At 64.3% G+C, this 18,350-nt stretch carries 20 protein-coding genes; 12 read left to right on the forward strand and 8 right to left on the reverse strand.

The window, feature by feature from the left end:
• Positions 1-118: 118 nt before the first annotated feature.
• Positions 119-271, forward strand: a complete 153-nt coding sequence (locus OKW35_RS03900; protein WP_013088853.1) for a DUF3096 domain-containing protein — start codon at positions 119-121, stop codon at positions 269-271.
• A 318-nt stretch (positions 272-589) separates the two neighbouring features.
• Here OKW35_RS03900 and OKW35_RS03905 read toward each other — a convergent pair whose 3' ends face one another.
• Positions 590-835, reverse strand: a complete 246-nt coding sequence (locus OKW35_RS03905; RefSeq protein WP_090803648.1) for a hypothetical protein — start codon at positions 833-835, stop codon at positions 590-592.
• Between the two features lie 35 nt (positions 836-870).
• Here OKW35_RS03905 and OKW35_RS03910 point away from each other — a divergent pair, with 35 nt between their 5' ends.
• From OKW35_RS03910 to OKW35_RS03920, 3 genes are all read left to right on the forward strand, one after another.
• Positions 871-1,011, forward strand: a complete 141-nt coding sequence (locus tag OKW35_RS03910) for a hypothetical protein (RefSeq protein ID WP_184059442.1) — start codon at positions 871-873, stop codon at positions 1,009-1,011.
• Positions 1,012-1,079: 68 nt separating this feature from the next.
• Positions 1,080-2,969, forward strand: coding sequence for a glycoside hydrolase family 15 protein (locus tag OKW35_RS03915; RefSeq protein ID WP_184045804.1), 1,890 nt, complete (start codon positions 1,080-1,082; stop codon positions 2,967-2,969).
• 179 nt (positions 2,970-3,148) lie between these two features.
• Positions 3,149-4,426 carry a polyhydroxyalkanoate depolymerase gene (locus OKW35_RS03920; RefSeq protein ID WP_184059444.1) on the forward strand — a complete coding sequence of 426 codons (1,278 nt, stop codon included), beginning with the start codon at positions 3,149-3,151 and terminating at the stop codon, positions 4,424-4,426.
• A gap of 123 nt (positions 4,427-4,549) precedes the next feature.
• Here OKW35_RS03920 and OKW35_RS03925 read toward each other — a convergent pair whose 3' ends face one another.
• Positions 4,550-5,182: a TetR family transcriptional regulator gene (locus tag OKW35_RS03925; RefSeq protein ID WP_013088849.1), complete on the reverse strand. Its 633-nt coding sequence runs from the start codon at positions 5,180-5,182 to the stop codon at positions 4,550-4,552.
• A gap of 240 nt (positions 5,183-5,422) precedes the next feature.
• Between OKW35_RS03925 and rsxB the strand changes: the two genes are divergently transcribed.
• The 3 genes from rsxB to OKW35_RS03940 all read left to right on the forward strand — a co-directional run bounded on the left by rsxB (position 5,423) and on the right by OKW35_RS03940 (position 7,595).
• Positions 5,423-6,328: an electron transport complex subunit RsxB gene (gene rsxB / locus OKW35_RS03930; protein ID WP_429551278.1), complete on the forward strand. Its 906-nt coding sequence runs from the start codon at positions 5,423-5,425 to the stop codon at positions 6,326-6,328.
• 43 nt (positions 6,329-6,371) lie between these two features.
• Entirely contained in the window at positions 6,372-7,016 is a 645-nt protein-coding gene (nth, locus tag OKW35_RS03935) for an endonuclease III (RefSeq protein ID WP_429551279.1), read from the forward strand.
• A 144-nt stretch (positions 7,017-7,160) separates the two neighbouring features.
• Complete coding sequence (locus OKW35_RS03940) at positions 7,161-7,595, forward strand: DUF1841 family protein (RefSeq protein ID WP_018419890.1); 435 nt, start codon at positions 7,161-7,163, stop codon at positions 7,593-7,595.
• Between the two features lie 126 nt (positions 7,596-7,721).
• Here the strand turns inward: OKW35_RS03940 and OKW35_RS03945 are convergent, their stop codons facing one another.
• Both OKW35_RS03945 and OKW35_RS03950 read right to left on the reverse strand, forming a co-directional pair.
• Positions 7,722-8,102: a c-type cytochrome gene (locus OKW35_RS03945; protein WP_429551280.1), complete on the reverse strand. Its 381-nt coding sequence runs from the start codon at positions 8,100-8,102 to the stop codon at positions 7,722-7,724.
• A 46-nt stretch (positions 8,103-8,148) separates the two neighbouring features.
• Positions 8,149-8,517: a c-type cytochrome gene (locus OKW35_RS03950; protein ID WP_429357169.1), complete on the reverse strand. Its 369-nt coding sequence runs from the start codon at positions 8,515-8,517 to the stop codon at positions 8,149-8,151.
• Positions 8,518-8,833: 316 nt separating this feature from the next.
• Here OKW35_RS03950 and OKW35_RS03955 point away from each other — a divergent pair, with 316 nt between their 5' ends.
• The 5 genes from OKW35_RS03955 to OKW35_RS03975 all read left to right on the forward strand — a co-directional run bounded on the left by OKW35_RS03955 (position 8,834) and on the right by OKW35_RS03975 (position 14,004).
• Positions 8,834-9,676, forward strand: coding sequence for an AAA family ATPase (locus OKW35_RS03955; protein WP_090803635.1), 843 nt, complete (start codon positions 8,834-8,836; stop codon positions 9,674-9,676).
• A gap of 28 nt (positions 9,677-9,704) precedes the next feature.
• Positions 9,705-10,880 (forward strand): vWA domain-containing protein, encoded by a 1,176-nt coding sequence (locus OKW35_RS03960; protein ID WP_429551281.1) that lies wholly within the window; start codon positions 9,705-9,707, stop codon positions 10,878-10,880.
• 61 nt (positions 10,881-10,941) lie between these two features.
• Positions 10,942-12,162, forward strand: a complete 1,221-nt coding sequence (locus tag OKW35_RS03965; RefSeq protein WP_429551282.1) for a benzoate/H(+) symporter BenE family transporter — start codon at positions 10,942-10,944, stop codon at positions 12,160-12,162.
• A gap of 214 nt (positions 12,163-12,376) precedes the next feature.
• Complete coding sequence (tal, locus tag OKW35_RS03970) at positions 12,377-13,330, forward strand: transaldolase (RefSeq protein ID WP_184059457.1); 954 nt, start codon at positions 12,377-12,379, stop codon at positions 13,328-13,330.
• Between the two features lie 254 nt (positions 13,331-13,584).
• Positions 13,585-14,004: a VOC family protein gene (locus OKW35_RS03975; RefSeq protein WP_090805641.1), complete on the forward strand. Its 420-nt coding sequence runs from the start codon at positions 13,585-13,587 to the stop codon at positions 14,002-14,004.
• Between the two features lie 27 nt (positions 14,005-14,031).
• Here OKW35_RS03975 and OKW35_RS03980 read toward each other — a convergent pair whose 3' ends face one another.
• From OKW35_RS03980 to OKW35_RS03995, 4 genes are all read right to left on the reverse strand, one after another.
• Complete coding sequence (locus tag OKW35_RS03980) at positions 14,032-15,156, reverse strand: FUSC family protein (RefSeq protein WP_184059459.1); 1,125 nt, start codon at positions 15,154-15,156, stop codon at positions 14,032-14,034.
• Between the two features lie 128 nt (positions 15,157-15,284).
• The gene (gene mctP, locus OKW35_RS03985; protein ID WP_184059461.1) at positions 15,285-16,835 is read right to left on the reverse strand and encodes a monocarboxylate uptake permease MctP; all 1,551 of its coding nucleotides are present in this window, start codon (positions 16,833-16,835) and stop codon (positions 15,285-15,287) included.
• Positions 16,832-17,074, reverse strand: coding sequence for a DUF3311 domain-containing protein (locus OKW35_RS03990; RefSeq protein WP_184059463.1), 243 nt, complete (start codon positions 17,072-17,074; stop codon positions 16,832-16,834). The genes mctP and OKW35_RS03990 overlap by 4 nt, the downstream gene beginning before the upstream one ends.
• Positions 17,075-17,371: 297 nt before the next feature.
• The gene (locus OKW35_RS03995; RefSeq protein WP_090803626.1) at positions 17,372-18,307 is read right to left on the reverse strand and encodes a spermidine synthase; all 936 of its coding nucleotides are present in this window, start codon (positions 18,305-18,307) and stop codon (positions 17,372-17,374) included.
• Positions 18,308-18,350: the final 43 nt, after the last annotated feature.

Here is an 18,350-nt window from a genome sequence, read left to right on the forward strand (position 1 = left end):
CATGCAGTGAATCTACCGCTGCGGCACGGTCTGCGCCAGCGGCTTGGGTCCCGCGCGGCGGGACGTTTTTCAATCGTTTTCTCAATCGCGCATCACGCGTCTCAACCACGGAGTCTCCATGAACGTCACTCTCAGCCTGGGCCCGCTCGTTTCGCTGATCGCCGGCATCCTGATCCTGATCATGCCGCGCCTGTTGAACTACATCGTCGCGCTCTACCTGATCATCATCGGCATCATCGGGATCTTCGGCGTGGGCTCGTCACATCTGTGAGCGACAGGCGCCGCGACGCCGGGCGCGAGATTTGCGTCCGGTATCGAGGTGGTTTCGCACGAAGGGAAGGTTCGCTGGGTGCCAGCGCCACTCGCCCGTGTGAGAGCGCGGTAAATGTCACGCCATGACATATGCGGGAAGCGGGCATCGCGCGCAAGATGGACGCGCGCGACCGCCCGCGCCACGCGAACGATCGACCTGACGTGACGCGGCGTGAAGATACGGATAGGAAATGCGAAGGCGCGGTACGAAGGGATGCGGCGAATGGCCGGCGCGGATACGCCAGGAACCTGCGCTACGAACGCTCGGCCCTACCGCTCAACCGTTCGCCAGCTGTTCGAGCCGCAGGCGCCCCTGCAACGACAGCGCGCCGACCGCATAATGATCGGCATCCTGCTGATAGCGCCGGAAGCAGGCCCGCTCGACCAGGAAGGAGGCGGCAGCCAGCATGCCGTTGCGGCTCAGGCCGAGCCGGCCATGATCGAGCGGCAGCATGGAGTCGCCGGCAAGCTGGCTGGCGGCCGAGAGAATCGTGATGCAATCGGATTTCGAAGGGTTCAGCATGGCTTTCGTCCTCGGAAACGGCGTCTGCAACCGCCATGAGCAAGGCCGATTCGCAGTCCGGCAGCTCGCTGGACATCGGCATGAAATTTGATTGTATGCATGGATTTGACAATTTTCCAACCCGCGTTTTGCCGCACTGTGCGGTGAACCAAACACTGCCGATCGTGGTCCGGTAATAACGCCCACTCGAAGCGCGGCTGCTGTGGCCGTCCGTAATAACGACTCGTTTTCCGACACGCTTTCCATGCCTGCACACATCGAAGACTACGCACTCATCGGCGATGGCCATACCGCCGCGCTCATCTCCCGCGAGGGTTCCGTCGACTGGCTCTGCTGGCCGCGCTTCGACTCGGGCGCCTGCTTCGCCGCGCTGCTCGGCTCGCCCGACAACGGCCGTTGGCTGATCGCCCCCGCCACCGAGGGCGAGCACGGCGCGCCGACCATCACGCGGCGCTATCGCGGCGAAACGCTGATCCTCGAAACCGACTTCGAAACGCCCGACGGCGCCGTCACGCTGATCGATTTCATGCCGCCCGGCAACGGCTGGTCGGAGCTGATCCGCATCGTCGTCGGCAAACGCGGCACCGTGCGCATGAAGATGGAACTCGTGCTGCGCTTCGACTACGGTTTCTCGATTCCGTGGGTCGACAAGCTCAAGCACGACAGCGGCATCAAGGCGATCGTCGGTCCCGACAACGCGGTGCTGCGCACGCCGGTCGAACTGCACGGCGAAGACATGAAGACCATCGCGGAATTCACGGTAACCGAGGGCGAGCGCGTGCCGTTCTCGCTCGCGTACGCGGCGTCGCATCTGCGCATTCCGCCCGCGCGCGATCCGCACACGTCGCTCGCGCGCACCGAAAACCACTGGCTCGAATGGGCGGCGCGCGGCACCGTCGAAGGACGCTGGGCCGGGCCGATCCGCCGCTCGCTGATCACGCTGCGCGCGCTCGCCTACGAGCCGACCGGCGGCATCGTCGCGGCGCCCACCACGTCGCTGCCCGAGCGGCTCGGCGGCACGCGCAACTGGGACTACCGCTACTGCTGGCTGCGCGACGCGACCATCACGCTGCTCGCGATGATGCGCGGCGGCTACTACGACGAAGCGCGCGCCTGGCGCAGCTGGCTCGGCCGCGTGATGGCGGGCGCGCCGGACCAGTTGCAGATCATGTACGGCATCGGCGGCGAGCGGCGCCTGCCCGAATCCGAAATCGACTGGCTGCCCGGCTACGAGGGCGCGAAACCGGTGCGCATCGGCAACAATGCGGTCGGGCAGCGTCAGCTCGACGTCTACGGCGAGGTGATGAACGCGCTGCATCTGGCGCGCGTCGGCGGCCTGCAGGCGGACGTCACCGCGTGGAGCGTCCAGCGCGCGCTGCTCGAGCACCTGAGCACGATCTGGCGCGAACCCGACGAAGGCATCTGGGAGACGCGCGGCGGCCCCGAGCATTTCACGTTCTCGAAGGTGATGGCGTGGGTCGCGTTCGACCGCGCGATCCGCTCGGCCGAAATGTTCAAGCTCGACGGCCCCCTCGACGAATGGCGCGCGACGCGCGACACGATCCACGCCGAGGTCTGCGAGAAGGCGTGGAATCCGCAGCTCAACGCGTTCTCGCAGTACTACGGCAGCGATCAGCTCGACGCGAGCGTGCTTCTGATGCCGCTGGTCGCCTTCCTGCCGCCGCAGGATCCGCGCATCAAGGGCACGGTCGAGGCGATCGAGCGGGACCTGATGCACGGCGGCTTCGTGCTGCGCTACCGCACCACGGAATACGACGACGGCTTGCCACCGGGGGAAGGCACCTTTCTTGCGTGTTCGTTCTGGATGGTGGATAACCTTGCGCTGCAGGGACGCGTGCAGGAAGCAACCGAGATGTACGAGCGGCTGCTCGCGCTGTGCAACGACGTCGGCCTGCTGTCCGAGGAGTACGACCCGGTCGATAAACGTCTCGTCGGCAATTTTCCGCAGGCGTTCTCCCACGTGGCGCTCGTGAACACCGGACTGAACCTGATGAAGCACGAGCAGGAGATGGCGCAGGCGACCGGCCATCCGGCGCATGACGGCATCCGCGCGATGGAGCTCGAGGTTCAGGCAAGCCCTGATAGCGGCGAAGCAGCATCGCCATTAGCATGACGCAGTGACAATTTGCGTACACTGAATGCGAATATTGTTGCATTGCACAAATTTGCCTTATTCGATATTATCGATCTGACTGTCGGCCGACAATAATGTGCCTACAACCACAATGGCCCGCCGCAACGCCTCACGCGTGTTTGCGAAGCCCCATGCGAACCGCTTAAAACGGAGCAAACATGCTCTATCAATTTCATGAATTCCAGCGGGCGATGTTGAGCCCCCTCACCGCCTGGGCTCAGGCCGCATCGAAATCATTTGCGAATCCGGCCAGTCCGCTAGCCTATGTTCCGGGCGCCACGCGCCTTTCCGCCGGCTACGAACTGCTTTACCGGCTCGGCAAGGACTACGAAAAGCCCGAGTTCAATATTCACCAGATTGTCAAAGACGGCCATAACATTCCGATCGTCGAGCAGACGTTCATCGAAAAGCCGTTCTGCCGCCTGATGCGCTTCAAGCGCTTCGCGGACGATAGCGAAGCTGTCAGCCAATTGAAAGACGAACCGGTCGTGCTCGTCTGCGCACCGTTGTCAGGACACCACGCCACACTGCTACGCGATACCGTGCGCACGTTGCTGCAAGACCACAAGGTCTACATCACCGACTGGCTCGACGCGCGCATGGTGCCGCTAGAAGCCGGCTGGTTCGGTCTGAACGACTACATCGCGTATATCCAGGAATTCATTCGCCATATCGGCGCGAAGAATCTGCACGTGATCTCGGTGTGCCAGCCGACCGTGCCGGTGCTCGCCGCCATTTCGCTGATGGCGAGCCGCGGCGAGGACACGCCGCGCACGATGACGATGATGGGCGGCCCGATCGACGCACGAAAGAGCCCGACCTCGGTCAATTCGCTGGCCACGCAGCACTCGTACGAGTGGTTCGAGAACAACGTGATCTTCACGGTGCCGCCGAACTATCCCGGCGCGGGCCGCAAGGTCTATCCCGGCTTCCTGCAGCACACCGGTTTCGTCGCGATGAATCCGGAGCGTCATGCGGCGTCGCACTGGGATTTCTACCAGAGCCTGCTGCGCGGCGACGAGGACGACGCCGAAGCGCACCGCCGCTTCTACGACGAGTACAACGCGGTGCTCGACATGGATGCCGATTATTACCTCGACACGATCCGCGTCGTGTTCCAGGAGTTCCGTCTTGCCGAGGGCACGTGGGTCGTCAACGGCGAACCGGTGCGGCCGCAGGACATCACGACGACCGCGCTGTTTACGATCGAAGGTGAACTCGACGACATTTCCGGCGACGGCCAGACTTACGCGGCGCACGACTTGTGCAGCGGCATTCCGACGAAGAACAAGCGTCACTTCACTGCGGAGAAATGCGGCCACTACGGCATTTTCTCGGGCCGCCGCTGGCGCACGATCATTTACCCGCAATTGCGCGACTTCATTCTCGAGCACAACAAGGCAGCAAAAACGGCGAAAGAAAAAGTCGAAGCCTGAGCATCAAACTTGCACTAGCATATAAAAAGCCAACGGTCCCGTTCGAGGCCGTTGGCTTTTTTATCGCGCTTTGTTCGTGATACTGATTTTTTGCCACGGCCATGATCACCGCGGCACTGCCCGTTACTTTCTCAACAAATACGCGAGCAGCAGTTCGGTATTCATCTGAATCACCTCGCTGCGTTCGGCGGCGCTGCTGAAATCGCGGCCGAGCGTCGCCTCGAGCGTGAAACGGTTCGACACGATGTAGTAGCCCATGCCCGAGAGCGTCACGTAAAAGCGCAGCGGGTCGATGTTCGTGCGAAACAGCCCCGCGCGCTGCCCACGTTCGAGAATGCCGCCGAGCGTGGCGACGATCGGCGAAATCATTTCGCGTATGCGCGTGGACTTCTGCATATAGCGTGCTTCATGCAGATTCTCGTTGTTGATGAGCCTCAACAACTCGGGATGATCGCGGTAGTAGTCCCACACGAAATGCGCGAGGCGCGTAACCGCCTCGACCGGCGCGATTCCGTTGAGTTCGAGCGTGCGTTCCGCTTCGTTGAGCGCGCTGAACGCGTGCTCGAGTACCGCGGTGAATAGCTGCTCCTTGCTACCGAAGTAGTAATAGAGCATTCGTTCATTGGTTTCCGCGCGGCGAGCGATCTGATCGACCCGCGCGCCGAACAGCCCTCCATTTGCAAACTCTTCCGCCGCCGCGAGCAAGATGCGGCGCCTCGTGCCTTCAGGATCTCTTTTGATTTTCGGCTGATTCATGGTGGCATCGTCTTCGTGAGCCGCGTTCTCCGGATCGCGCCGCCGGCCTCTCCTCGAGCCTTTTTGTGGCGGCGTTTAGCGGGCGCGTCATGGTTGGGAAACACACCCTTTTCTGCGGTCTTTCGAATGAAGCGCTTCGATTATGGCACATGGATTGCGAATGGCAATCCGGGAAATCGGCGATAATGTGCTATTTAGTTCAGGTCGTGCGATCGCACGGCAAACCCCCGCGCCGCAACCGTGACAGACGTCAAAACACTCGCGGATCGCATCGAAGATCTGCTGCCCCAAACGCAATGCACGAAGTGCGGTTATCCCGCATGCCGTCCGTATGCCGAAGCCGTCGCCAATGGCGAGGCGAACTATAACCAGTGCCCGCCCGGCGGCGCCGAGGGCATCGCGCGCCTCGCCGCGCTGCTCGGCAAACCGGTGATTCCGCTCAATTCGGCCAATGGCGTCGAACGTCCGCGTCCGTTGGCGGTTATCGACGAGCAGGTGTGCATCGGCTGCACGCTGTGCATGCAGGCCTGTCCGGTCGACGCGATAGTTGGCGCACCGAAACAGATGCACACCGTGGTCGCCGAGCTATGCACCGGCTGCGACCTGTGCGTGCCGCCCTGCCCGGTCGACTGCATCACGATGCTCCCCGTGACCGGCGAGGCCACCGGCTGGGATGCATGGAGCCAGAGCCACGCGGACGCGGCGCGGGCGCGTCATAACCGCCACGAGACCCGTCTCGCGCGCGAGCGCGACGCCGCCGAAGCGCGCGCTGCGGCGCGGCGAGCCGCAAGCGCGCCGCCGGCTGCGCCGGACGCGGTTGCGGCAAACGCCGCGACAGTGCCGTCCGAGGCTCCCGCCGCCCCGATTGCGGACGACGCGGAAGCGAAGAAACGCGCGATCATCCAGGCCGCGCTCGAACGCGCGCGCAAGAAGAAGGAAGACTTGGCCGCGAAAGGCGAGGGACCGCTGAACACCGAGAACGTCAGCGCCGACGTGCAGGCACAGATCGACGCCGCCGAAGCGCGCCGCCGTCGTCTCGGTCTTGCCAGCGGTGGCGACACGCCCGGCTCGGAGCAGCAGTCCGACGAGTCAAATGAGTCAAACGAGTCCAATCCACCGTCCAACTCGCCGCCAACCGCGCGCTGACCACGCCGACGCAACCCGGCCCACTCACACGGACCCGCTCCGCATGAACGCGAACAAACGCCGCGCGATCTACGAAACGCTTCAGAGCCTCAATCCGCATCCGACCACCGAGCTCGAGTACACGACGCCGTTCGAACTGCTGATCGCGGTGCTGTTGTCGGCGCAGGCGACCGACGTGTCGGTCAACAAGGCGATGCGCAGTATGTTTCCGCTCGCGAACACGCCGCAGAAGGTGTTCGACCTCGGCGAGGAAGGCGTCGCGAGCTATATCAAGACGATCGGTCTGTATCGCACGAAGGCGAAGAACGTGATCGCGACCTGCCGCATTCTGCTCGACCAGTATGGCGGCGAGGTGCCGGAGGATCGCGAGGCACTCGAAGGGCTGCCCGGTGTCGGCCGCAAAACGGCCAACGTGATCCTGAACACCGCATTCGGCCATCCGACCATCGCGGTCGACACGCACATTTTCCGCGTCGCCAACCGCACCGGCCTCGCGCCCGGCAAGGACGTGCGCGCGGTCGAAGCGGCACTCGAAAAATTCACGCCCGCCGAATTCAGGCAGGATGCGCACCACTGGCTGATCCTGCATGGACGCTACGTGTGCAAGGCGCGCCGCCCCGAATGCTGGCATTGCGCGATCGAGCCGCTGTGCGAGTTCCGGCCGAAGACCCCGCCACCCGATCTATAAGGCCGGCCCAGCTCGAAACCCGAGGCCGTGCAGCGCGCCTGCAGTCCACGCGGCCGCCGCGTAAAATAGTGCGTTACGCGCAGCGCGCACTGCGGACCCGCACCGTCGCGCTCCGCGCCCCCACTCCCACGCACCGATTCCACGATGTTCAATCCCAGCCGCGACGAGGTTCGCCTCTTTTTCACCGACACCTGGCGCAAACAGCGCCAGGGCGAGATTTTGACGCCGCTCGAGGCGATCGCCGCCGACTGGATCGTCGAGCATCCTGAATATCACGCCGATCTCGCCGATGGTCCCGCCGCCCAGGCGCAGGACTATTCGCCGGAGCGCGGCCAGACCAATCCGTTCCTGCACCTGTCGATGCACCTGGCGATCTCCGAGCAGTTGTCGATCGATCAGCCGCCCGGCATTCGAGCCGCGCATGAGCGGCTCGCCGCGCGCCTCGGCTCGACGCACGAGGCCCAGCACGCGATCATGGACTGCCTCGGCGAAACCATCTGGGAAGCGCAGCGCACCGGCACGCCGCCGGACACGGACGCGTATCTGCAGCGCATCGAACGGCGCGCGACGCGCGACTGAGGCGACTGGAAACGCCGGCGCGGCACGACGCCAGCACGCCGAGGTACGACGCCCTCAAAGCAAAACACCCCGCCAAGGCGGGGTGTTTTGCTTTTGAAGCTTAGGCGCGAAACCGGCGCCCGACGCTTACTTTTTCTGCACGAGGTCGCCTTTTAGCGATTCGATGTAAGCGGCGATGTCCTTCATGTCGCCTAGCGACAGGCTCTGCACCTGTGCCTGCATGATCGCGTTGTTGCGGCCGAGGTGTGGATTGCCAGTACCCATCTGGTACTGACGCAGCGCCCAGTAGACATAGTCGGCGTACTGACCGGCCAGCTTCGGATACTCCGGGCTCACCGGCTTGTTCAGGTTGGGCCCGTGGCAGGCCGCGCAGTTGTGGCTGTCGGCGAGCACCTTACCGTTGCCGGCGTCGGCCGCGTGGGCTGCGTTCGCTGCGGCCAGACCGATTACCGCCGCCGCGCCGACCGCCTTGAATACCGTGTGGAGTGCCTGTTGGGGCTTGATCATGAAATCTCCTATCCCGCGAATTGGATGTGCTGGTGACCGACGCCGATCACTTGTCGGGATTGTTTTTCGAAGCGGCAGTTTGCGCTGCGTAGTACGCGGCGACATCGGCAATGTCCTGATCCGACAGCGTCACCGCGATCGCATGCATCGTGGCGAAATGGCGGTCGCCCTTCTTGTAGGCGCGCAGCGCGTTTTCGAGGTACGCCTGATTCTGGCCACCGAGCTTCGGCACGCGGAAAACCTCTGGATAAGCCGTGCGGTATTCAGGGATGCCGTGGCAGCCGATACACATCGCGACCTTGTCCTGGCCCGCCTTGGCATTGCCTACGACATCCGCTGCCTGCGCATTGGCCGCATACCCCGAGAGCACCGACAGCGCTACGATCACGACGTGTTTGCCGACGAATTTATTCATAGATGTAACCTGGCTTGAGGGGAAACGGGTGCCCACAAAGGCAGCGGTCCGCGCCGTTCTTCTTGTAGGGTAGCCGCGCAGGCCAAAAAAATCGGGCTCATTGTACCGCGACGCCGCGCCGAACGTCCACCAGACACGGGGGCCGCGCAACGCCTGCCGGGACGGGCGCCACGCCATGACCGCGACGGCTTCGCAACGACGCCACAGTGGCACCGCCGCCGCGTCACTGCGCGGCTGACACCATACGTGAGCCGGTTTCAGGCCAACAGGCCTTCTGACTTATACTGGGTTTTTTCCCGCACAAGAGCATCTCGTCATGCGTTTCGAAGGCTCATCGCAGTACGTCGCCACCGACGACCTCAAGCTCGCGGTCAACGCCGCGATGACGCTCAAGCGTCCGCTGCTGATCAAGGGCGAACCCGGCACCGGCAAGACCATGCTCGCCGAGGAAGTCGCCGCCGCGCTCGGCATGCCGCTCTTGCAATGGCACATCAAGTCGACCACCAAGGCACAGCAGGGGCTGTACGAATACGACGCGGTGTCGCGTCTGCGCGATTCGCAGCTCGGCGACGAGCGCGTGAAGGACATCCGCAACTACATCGTCAAGGGCGTGCTGTGGCAGGCGTTCGAATCGGACGAGCAGAGCGTGCTGCTGATCGACGAGATCGACAAGGCCGACATCGAATTCCCGAACGACCTGCTGCGCGAACTCGACCGCATGGAGTTCTACGTGTACGAGACGCGCGAGCTGGTGCGCGCCAGACATCGCCCCCTCGTGATCATCACGTCGAACAACGAGAAGGAGTTGCCCGACGCGTTCCTGCGCCGCTGCTTCTTCCACTACATCAGGTTTCCGGATGCGACGACGATGCAGCAGATCGTCGACGTGCATTACCCCGGCATCAAGAAGGATCTGCTCGCCGCGGCGCTGCAGAGCTTCTTCGAGCTGCGCAACGTCGCGGGGCTGAAGAAGAAGCCGTCCACCTCCGAACTGCTCGACTGGCTCAAGCTGCTGCTCGCCGAAGACATTCCGCCCGAAGCACTGCGCTCGGCCGATCAGAAGCAGATCGTGCCGCCCCTGCACGGCGCGCTGCTGAAGAACGAACAGGACGTAAGCCTGTTCGAGCGGCTGCTGTTCATGAACCGCAACAACCGTTGAGCGGGCGCCGCGCCGCAGGACATCCAGCATGCTGATCGACTTTTTCTACTCGCTGCGCGCCGCCCGCCTGCCGGTCTCGGTGAAGGAATACCTGACGTTGCTCGAAGCGCTGAAGGCCAACGTGATCGCGCCGTCGCTCGACGAGTTCTACTACCTCTCGCGCATCACGCTCGTGAAGGACGAGCAGTACTTCGACAAGTTCGACCAGGCGTTCGGCGCCTTTTTCAACGGTGTCGCGGCGAACTCGGAGCTCGCGTTCGAGATTCCGCCCGACTGGCTGAAGAAGAAGCTGCAACGCGATCTATCGCCTGAGGAAAAGGCGCAGATCGAGGCGATGGGCGGCATCGACAAGCTGATGGAGCGCCTGAAGGAACTGTTCGACGAGCAGAAAGAGCGCCACGAGGGCGGCAACAAGTGGATCGGGACGGGCGGCACGTCGCCGTTCGGTCACGGCGGCTATAACCCCGAAGGCGTGCGCATCGGCGGCGACGCGGCCGGCAATCGCACGGCCGTCAAGGTATGGGAAGCGCGCGCGTATCGCGACTACGACGACCAGGTCGAAATCGGCACGCGCAACATCAAGGTCGCGCTGCGACGGTTGCGCCGGTTCGCCCGCGAAGGCGCCGCGGAAGAACTCGACCTGCCCGACACGATCCGCAGCACCGCCGCGAACGCCGGCTGGCTCGATCTGAAGATGGTGCCCGAGCGGCACAACAACGTGAAGGTGCTGATGCTGCTCGACGTCGGCGGCTCGATGGACGATCACGTGAAGCGCACCGAGGAGCTGTTCTCCGCCGCGAAGGCCGAGTTCAAGCACCTCGAGTTCTACTACTTCCACAACTGCGTGTACGACTTCCTGTGGAAGCACAACCGCCGCCGCCACGCCGAGCGCACACCGACGTTGGACGTGCTGCACAAGTTCACGCCCGACTACAAGCTGATCTTCGTCGGCGACGCGACGATGAGCCCATACGAAGTGTTGCAGCCCGGCGGCTCGGTCGAGTACAACAACGCCGAGGCCGGCGCGGTGTGGTTGCGCCGGCTCGCCGATCACTTCCCGCACTTCGCGTGGCTGAATCCGGAACCGGAAGCGCTGTGGCCGTACCGGCAGTCGGTCAGCGCGATCCGCGAAGTGCTGGGCCACCGCATGTATCCGCTGACGCTCGCGGGCCTCGAGACGGCCATGCGGGTGCTGAGCAAGTAACGCCCGCCGTTCCAGAATCCACGTCCCGACGCTTCAACTTCCACAACAAGAAAGCCTTCGCATGAGTTCGTCCCCGTCGCCCCAGCTGTCCCCCGCCGCCACGTCGCCCAGGCGCTTCAATCCGCTCGCCGATACGTCGCTGTCGACGATCGTCGCGGGCTTCGTCGCGGCGATGACCGGCTACACGAGCTCGCTCGTGCTGATGTTTCAGGCGGGCCAGGCCGCGCATCTGAGCGACGCGCAGATTTCGTCGTGGATCTGGGCGCTGTCGATCGGCATGGGCCTGTGCACGATCGGCCTGTCGCTGCACTTTCGCGCGCCGATCGTGATCGCGTGGTCGACGCCGGGCGCGGCGCTGCTGGTGTCGTCGCTGCCGCATGTCGAGTATGCGCAGGCGATCGGCGCATTCATCTTCTGCGCGGCGCTGCTGACGCTGGTCGGCGTCACCGGCTGGTTCGACGCGCTGATGAAGCGGATTCCGTCCGGCCTTGCGGCAGCGCTGCTCGCGGGCATCCTGTTCGAGATCGGCATCGAGATTTTCCGTGCCGCGCAGTACCAGACCGCGCTCGTGCTGACGATGTTCTTTACCTACCTGATCGTCAAACGGTTCGTGCCGCGTTATGCAATTCCGACCACGCTCGTGGCAGGCACCGCAGCCGCCGGCGGCCTCGGGCTGCTCGACTTCAGCCACTTTCACGTCGCGCTCGCGCACCCGGTGCTGACGATGCCGTCGTTTTCGGTGGCGGCTTGCGTGAGCATCGGCATTCCGCTGTTCGTGGTCGCGATGGCCTCGCAGAACGTGCCGGGCATCGCGGTGCTGCGCGCCGACGGCTATACGACCCCGTCCGCGCCGCTGATCGCGACGACCGGCGTCGCGTCGCTGCTACTCGCGCCGTTCGGTTCTCACGGCATCAATCTTGCCGCGATCACGGCGGCGATCTGCACCGGCCCTGAAGCGCACGAAAACTCCGCCAGGCGCTACACAGCGGCCGTATGGGGCGGCATTTTCTATCTGCTCGCGGGCGTGTTCGGCGCGACGATCGCCGCGCTGTTCGCGGCGTTCCCGAAGGAGCTGGTCGTGTCGGTTGCGGCGCTCGCGCTGTTCGGCTCGATCATGAGCGGGCTCGCCAACGCGATGCAGGATACGAGGCAGCGCGAGGCGGCGCTCGTCACGTTCATGGTGACCGCCTCGGGACTCACGCTGCTGTCGATCGGCTCGGCGTTCTGGGGGCTCGTCGCCGGCGTGGTGACGCAAGTCGTGCTGAACGCGCGCCGCGTGTGAACGGATCGCCACGCCCGGCTGTCCATACGCGGTGTTCATACCGTCCTCGGCGATCCGCCATAGAATAGACGTATCCGGCAGCGTTTCCCAAGCCATCGTGGGACGCGCTGCGGCTTGACCCGCGGCCGCCGGCGCCGGCTGATTCCTCCTGCCGGCGCGGCGGCGTCCTCACTTCTCCTGAACCATGGCGCACACGCGCCCTGAAGGCCCGAACATGACAACCGCACTCGACCAACTCAAGCAATACACCACCGTGGTGGCCGACACCGGCGACTTCCAGCAGCTCTCGCAGTACAAGCCGCGTGATGCGACCACCAATCCGTCGCTGATTCTGAAGGCCGTGCAGAAAGACGACTACCGGCCGCTGCTCGAAAAGACCGTGAAGGCGCATGCGTCGAAGCCGGCCGGCGCGATCATCGACCAGTTGCTGATCGCCTTCGGCACCGAAATCCTGAAGATCATCCCGGGGCGGGTGTCGACCGAAGTCGACGCGCGCCTGTCGTTCGACGTCGAAGGCTCGATCGCGAAAGGCCGCGAGCTGATCGCGCTGTACAAGGAACACGGCATCGAGCGCGACCGCGTGCTGATCAAGCTTGCGTCGACGTGGGAAGGCGTGCGCGCGGCCGAGGTGCTGCAGAAGGAAGGCATCCACTGCAACATGACGCTGCTGTTCTCGCTCGTGCAGGCCGCCGCCGCCGCGGAAGCTGGCGCGCAGCTGATCTCGCCGTTCGTCGGCCGCATCTACGACTGGTACAAGAAGAACGCCGGCAGCGCGTGGGACGAAGCGAAAGACGGCGGCGCCAACGATCCGGGCGTCAAGTCGGTGCGCCGCATCTACGCGTACTACAAGAAGTTCGGCTACAAGACCGAGGTGATGGGCGCGAGCTTCCGAACGACCTCGCAGATTCTGGAACTGGCCGGCTGCGATCTGCTGACGATCAGCCCCGACCTGCTGCAGAAACTGCACGAGAGCACCGACAAGGTCGAACGCAAGCTGTCGCCGGAGACATCGCACGACGCGGACATCGAGCGCGTGCCGGTCGACGAGAAGTCGTTCCGCTTCCTCCTCAACGACGAAGCGATGGCGACCGAGAAGCTCTCCGAAGGCATCCGCACGTTCGCCGCGGACGCGGTGAAGCTGGAAAAGCTGATCGACACGCTGCGCTGAGGCGCCGGAGGCCGCGGGCGTGGCTGGCTGAGTGACGCTCACGCTCGCCGCGCGGCTCCGCGCGAGTCCCATCCATGACAGGCGGCGCTGGACCTCACGGTTCAGCGCCGCTTTTCGTTTGCGCTGCATCGCCACTGGCGACATAGCGTCACAATCGACGCGCCGCCACCGACTACAATCGACTCCACGCCCCTCCCCACCGCCGCTGGCGAGGAACGACGGCACCCGCCCAACGCCTGACCATGGAGACGATCATGTACGTTCAGCCCTATGTGTTCTTCAACGGCCGTTGCCAGGAAGCGCTCGATTACTACACCGACAAGCTCGGCGCCCAGGTGACCTTCAAGATGCTGTTCAAGGAAGCGCCGCCGGACGCGCACAATCCGCCACGCCCCGAACTCGCCGACAAGATCATGCACGCGAGCGTGCAGCTGGGCTCGAGCACGTGGATGGCTTCCGACGGCAACTGCGATCCGGCGGCCGGCCCGTTCAATGGCTTCAGTCTGTCGCTGACCGTCGATGACGGCGCGTCGGCGGAAAAATGCTTCAACGCGCTCGCCGATGGCGGCCAGGTCGTGATGCCGTTCCAGCAAACGTTCTGGAGCAAGGGCTTCGGAATGGTGGTGGACCGCTTCGGCATGATGTGGATGGTCACGCTGCCGCCGCAGGTTTGAGGCTTAGGGGCAGGCCAGCGCCAGCACCTACCTGCCACGCGTCGCCCGCTCGTGCCGCTCGATGTTCCAGTTCGGCTCGGTCTCCAGCAATAGCGCGCGCAACCGGTCTACCTGCTCCGCGAGCCGCTGACCAAGCCAGTACGGCCCTTGCCAGTCGGGCGGCAACGCGGTGGCCACGTCGCCGTGCCCCTTTGCGAGCGGCGCCGCGGCCGGAATGCCAAAGCGCGACGGACGGCCGAAACGCAGCCCGCGCGCGGTGGACAACAGGATCGCCCGCACGGCGCGCACCTCGGCGCCGCAATGCGCTGCATAAGCGGTGCGCGCGGCGGCATCGGCGTTCATCAGCGGCCCCGTGGCAAGCAGTTCCAGCGAGCTGAGCACCGAGCGATGCAGCCGCTGGATCTCCTCGAGCCTCGACTGCGGCACGTCGATTTCCTTCGCGACCGATGGCATCAGCGAGCGCAGTTGCACGAGCCGCTTGTTGATCCGCAGGAAACGCTTGATCTGCTCCTCCTCGGTGATCGTTTCGCCGTCGAGCAGCCGCGCGTAGATGCCCGCGCATTCGCGCAGATTGGCGGCGAGGCCGTAGCGCCACGAATACGTCGCGTGCAGCGGAAACGCGAACGAAAACGCCAGCGCGATGACGATACCGATCAGCACGTTCAGCGTGCGCCACAGGCCGACGTCGATCAGATTGTCCCCGTGGCCCGCGACGATGCACATCGTGATGGCGGTCAGGAGCCCGATATAGCCGGACGAGCCAATCGCGAACCACGCGCAGATCGACGCGATGATCGCCTCCAGCACATAGGTGAGCGGCAGCGAACCGATGAAGTGCTGTTGCACGATCAGCAGGAGCCCGATCGATGCGCCGAGCAGCGTGCCGGCCGCGCGTTCGGCCGCTTTCTTGCGGATATTGCCGTGATGCTGCAAGCCGCCGATCACGACCAGCAGTGTCACCGACGACCAGATGCCGTGCGGAATATCGATGCCGGTCGTCGCGAGAATCGACACCAGCATCGCGAGGCCGACGCGCAGGCTATGCAGCACCTTGGCGTGCCGGTAGCGGTAGTACGGCGACGTGACCGCGCGCACCATCCGGCTGAGCGCCGCGCGGCGGGAAATCAAAGTGGGAGTATCGGCAGCAGCCATGGCGGCGCGCGGCGAACGCGTGAAAGGACGGTTCCGCTATCCTGCCCTGGAGTGCCCCGCAAACACAAACGCCCGCCAACTTCCGTCGGCGGGCGTTGCGTGTTTCAGAACGTGATTCGCAGCTGGAATCAGCCTTCGACGATGTCCAGGTAGTCCTCCGGATGCGTACGGTCCTCGGCGCGCTGCATGCCCACCGCGCGCACGACCAGGCTCACGACGACCGACACCACCAGGTTCACGACCAGCGACCACACGGCCGCATAGCCCGGAATCGCCATGCCGAACAGATGGATCGTGAAGATCGAGCTCGCGAGGTTCAACGAAATCGCCATCCACGTGCCGGTCGCGATACCTGCCGCCCAGCCGAGCAACAGACCCCGGTAGTCGAGCACGCGCGTGTAGAGACCCAGCACGATCGCCGGCAGCGTCTGGATGATCCAGATCCCGCCGAGCAGTTGCAACTGGATCGCGTACGTGAGCGGCAGACCGAGAATGAACGCCACCGCGCCGACCTTGACGATCAGCGACACCAGCTTCGCGACGTTGGTCTCCTGCTCGTGCGTCATGTTGCGGTTGACGAACTCCTTGTGCACGTTGCGCGTGTACAGATTCGCCGCCGCGATCGACATGATCGCCGCCGGCACCAGCGCGCCGATACCGATCGCCGCGAACGCGACGCCGACGAACCACGACGGGAAGAAGTGCAGGAACAGCGCCGGCACTGCGAAGTTCGGGCCGAAGGCCTTGAAGTACGGCGCGAACTCCGGCATGTCCTTCACGCCGGCCGCGAGCGCCATGAAGCCGAGCAGCGCGAGCAGGCCGAGCACCAGCGAATACGCCGGCAGCAACGCCATGTTGCGGCGGATCGTGTTGCCCGACTTCGACGACAGCACCGCGGTGATCGAGTGCGGATACAGGAACAGCGCGAGCGCCGAACCCACCGCGAGCGTCGCGTACGCGCTATAGCCGTTCAGGCTCGACACGTCCGGCGACTTCAGCAGCAGCTTGGCCGGCGGGACCGCGCCGAAGATATGGCCGAAGCCGCCCAGCTGCGGCGGAATCACGATGATCGCGGCGAAGATCGTCACGTAGATCAGGATGTCCTTGACGACCGCGATCATGGCCGGCGCGCGCAGGCCCGACGTGTACGTGTAGGCCGCGAGGATCGCGAATGCGATGATCAGCGGCAGATCGCCGACGAAGCCGGTCGTGTCGAAACCGAGCGCGCCGATCACCACTTCGATACCGACCAGTTGCAGCGCGATGTACGGCATCGTCGCGACGATGCCGGTGACCGCGACGGCGAGCGCGAGCATGCGGCTGCCGTAGCGGGCCGACACGAAGTCCGCCGAGGTCACGTAGCCGTGCCGCTTCGCGACGCTCCACAGCTTCGGGAACACGACGAACGCGAACGGATAGATCAGGATCGTGTACGGCAGCGCGAAGAAGCCCGTTGCGCCCGCACCGAACACGAGCGCCGGCACCGCGATGAACGTGTAGGCGGTGTACAGGTCGCCGCCGAGCAGGAACCACGTGACGATCGTGCCGAAGCGCCGGCCGCCGAGACCCCACTCTTCGATATGCGCGAGATCGCCGCGCCGCCAGTGGGCCGCGACGAAGCCGAGAATCGTGACGCCGATGAAAAACAGAACGAAGACGAAAGTTGCAATGGGGTTCATCGTTGCGCGCCCCCGTTCGTGCGACCCGTATAGCGGGACCTGGTCTTCGAATAGACGAACGCGGTGATGACCGCGCTGATCAGCACCCACAGCAGCTGATACCAGTAGAAGAACGGGAAATCGAACAGCTGCGGCTCGATCCGGTTGTAGGACGGCACCCAGATCATCGCGATCCACGGTAGCAGCAATAGCCAGAGCCAGTGCTTGCTGGCTTTCTTCACGTCGGCGTCGTGAGCCATGACGTCTCCTGTTTCCTATTTAGAATTTATCTGCCCGCGGTCGACGGGAGGTGGGACTCAGCGGGTGGTCGTCCCGCGGTCAGCCACGGGCTCCCCGAAAGCTTCGAAAGAGTATAGGAGTGGCGAACTCCCGGTCAAGCAGGGACGACCCGAGGCGCGTCGGGTCCAACAACGCGACGGAAGCGCCAACGATGCAGGCTGGATGACGTTGCGGCGTAGACGTGAAAAAAATACCGGAAGCAAAGCGGCCGTGCCGACCGCTACGCCGGTACGGCCGATTCATTCTCCGTGCGCTGATCAGATCGCAAACGATGCGCCCGTCTGCCCGGTCGATTCGCGCAGGCCCTTGATCCATTTGCGCGCCGGCAAGCCGAGCTCGGCTTCGATCAGCTTCGCGCGCGCCTCTAGCGCGGTGAACGGCACGTCGAGCGCGGGGCCCGAGAACGCGATCGCGATACGGTTGCCGTCGTGCACTTCGGGCAGCGCGACGACGCGACCGTCGAAGGCTTCGTTCAGACGCTTCATGTTGCGCACGAAGCTCGGATGATCGCCGAACAGATTCACCGTGACGATGCCCGCGTCGGTCAGACACGCACGTGCCGCACGGTAAAAGCCGACGCTGTCGAGTACTGGGCCACGCGCGGTCGCGTCGTAGACGTCGATCTGCAGCGCGCCGATGGTGCCGTGGTTCGCGCTCTCGTTGACGAAGTCCCACGCGTCGCTTTCATGCACGCTCAGACGCGCGTCGTCGGGCGGCAGTTCGAACATCGTGCGCGCGGCCACGACGACCGCCGGATTCAGTTCGACGGCCTCGACCTTCGCGCTCTTCAGGAAGCGGTGCGCGAACTTGGTCAGCGACGCGGCGCCGAGCCCGAGCTGCACGATGCGCTTCGGCGTTTCGAGGAATAGCAGCCAGGCCATCATCTGCTGCGCGTATTCGAGTTCGATGTGATCGGGCTTGCGTAGACGCATCGCGCCTTGCACCCATTCCGTGCCGAAATGCAGGTAGCGCACGCCGCCCTCTTCGGAGAACGTCACCGGTGCGAAGCGCGGCTTGCGCGGCGCTTCGATTTGCGGCGCGTCGTGTGCGTCGTGCTCGACGGTGCCGCTCGCGTTGCGCGTGGATTTGGGCGCCTTTTTGTGGGCCATTTGCTGTTTACCGCCGATGGCTTGGGCGTCGCGGTTACGGAAAGCGCGCGCCTCGGCCGAAGCGCGCTTGATCAGATTCGTCATGTAGGGATGTCGCGCGACAGGCGCAATATTTTTGGTCGAACGA

The organism is Paraburkholderia sp. MM5477-R1 (genome assembly GCF_050436385.1).
In the GTDB taxonomy this organism is placed as follows: domain Bacteria; phylum Pseudomonadota; class Gammaproteobacteria; order Burkholderiales; family Burkholderiaceae; genus Paraburkholderia; species Paraburkholderia tuberum.

Bases quoted from the DNA above. Each gene is read 5' to 3' on its own strand.
- OKW35_RS03965 (WP_429551282.1), top strand. From the start codon at position 10,942: ATGAGTTCGTCCCCGTCGCCCCAGCTGTCCCCCGCCGCCACGTCGCCC.
- OKW35_RS03990 (WP_184059463.1), bottom strand. From the start codon at position 17,074: ATGGCTCACGACGCCGACGTGAAGAAAGCCAGCAAGCACTGGCTCTGG.
- OKW35_RS03950 (WP_429357169.1), bottom strand. From the start codon at position 8,517: ATGAATAAATTCGTCGGCAAACACGTCGTGATCGTAGCGCTGTCGGTG.
- OKW35_RS03995 (WP_090803626.1), bottom strand. From the start codon at position 18,307: ATGACGAATCTGATCAAGCGCGCTTCGGCCGAGGCGCGCGCTTTCCGT.
- tal (WP_184059457.1), top strand. From the start codon at position 12,377: ATGACAACCGCACTCGACCAACTCAAGCAATACACCACCGTGGTGGCC.
- OKW35_RS03980 (WP_184059459.1), bottom strand. From the start codon at position 15,156: ATGGCTGCTGCCGATACTCCCACTTTGATTTCCCGCCGCGCGGCGCTC.
- OKW35_RS03915 (WP_184045804.1), top strand. From the start codon at position 1,080: ATGCCTGCACACATCGAAGACTACGCACTCATCGGCGATGGCCATACC.
- OKW35_RS03955 (WP_090803635.1), top strand. From the start codon at position 8,834: ATGCGTTTCGAAGGCTCATCGCAGTACGTCGCCACCGACGACCTCAAG.
- OKW35_RS03960 (WP_429551281.1), top strand. From the start codon at position 9,705: ATGCTGATCGACTTTTTCTACTCGCTGCGCGCCGCCCGCCTGCCGGTC.
- OKW35_RS03975 (WP_090805641.1), top strand. From the start codon at position 13,585: ATGTACGTTCAGCCCTATGTGTTCTTCAACGGCCGTTGCCAGGAAGCG.
- OKW35_RS03945 (WP_429551280.1), bottom strand. From the start codon at position 8,102: ATGATCAAGCCCCAACAGGCACTCCACACGGTATTCAAGGCGGTCGGC.
- OKW35_RS03925 (WP_013088849.1), bottom strand. From the start codon at position 5,182: ATGAATCAGCCGAAAATCAAAAGAGATCCTGAAGGCACGAGGCGCCGC.
- OKW35_RS03940 (WP_018419890.1), top strand. From the start codon at position 7,161: ATGTTCAATCCCAGCCGCGACGAGGTTCGCCTCTTTTTCACCGACACC.
- OKW35_RS03900 (WP_013088853.1), top strand. From the start codon at position 119: ATGAACGTCACTCTCAGCCTGGGCCCGCTCGTTTCGCTGATCGCCGGC.
- mctP (WP_184059461.1), bottom strand. From the start codon at position 16,835: ATGAACCCCATTGCAACTTTCGTCTTCGTTCTGTTTTTCATCGGCGTC.
- nth (WP_429551279.1), top strand. From the start codon at position 6,372: ATGAACGCGAACAAACGCCGCGCGATCTACGAAACGCTTCAGAGCCTC.
- OKW35_RS03910 (WP_184059442.1), top strand. From the start codon at position 871: ATGAGCAAGGCCGATTCGCAGTCCGGCAGCTCGCTGGACATCGGCATG.
- OKW35_RS03920 (WP_184059444.1), top strand. From the start codon at position 3,149: ATGCTCTATCAATTTCATGAATTCCAGCGGGCGATGTTGAGCCCCCTC.
- OKW35_RS03905 (WP_090803648.1), bottom strand. From the start codon at position 835: ATGCTGAACCCTTCGAAATCCGATTGCATCACGATTCTCTCGGCCGCC.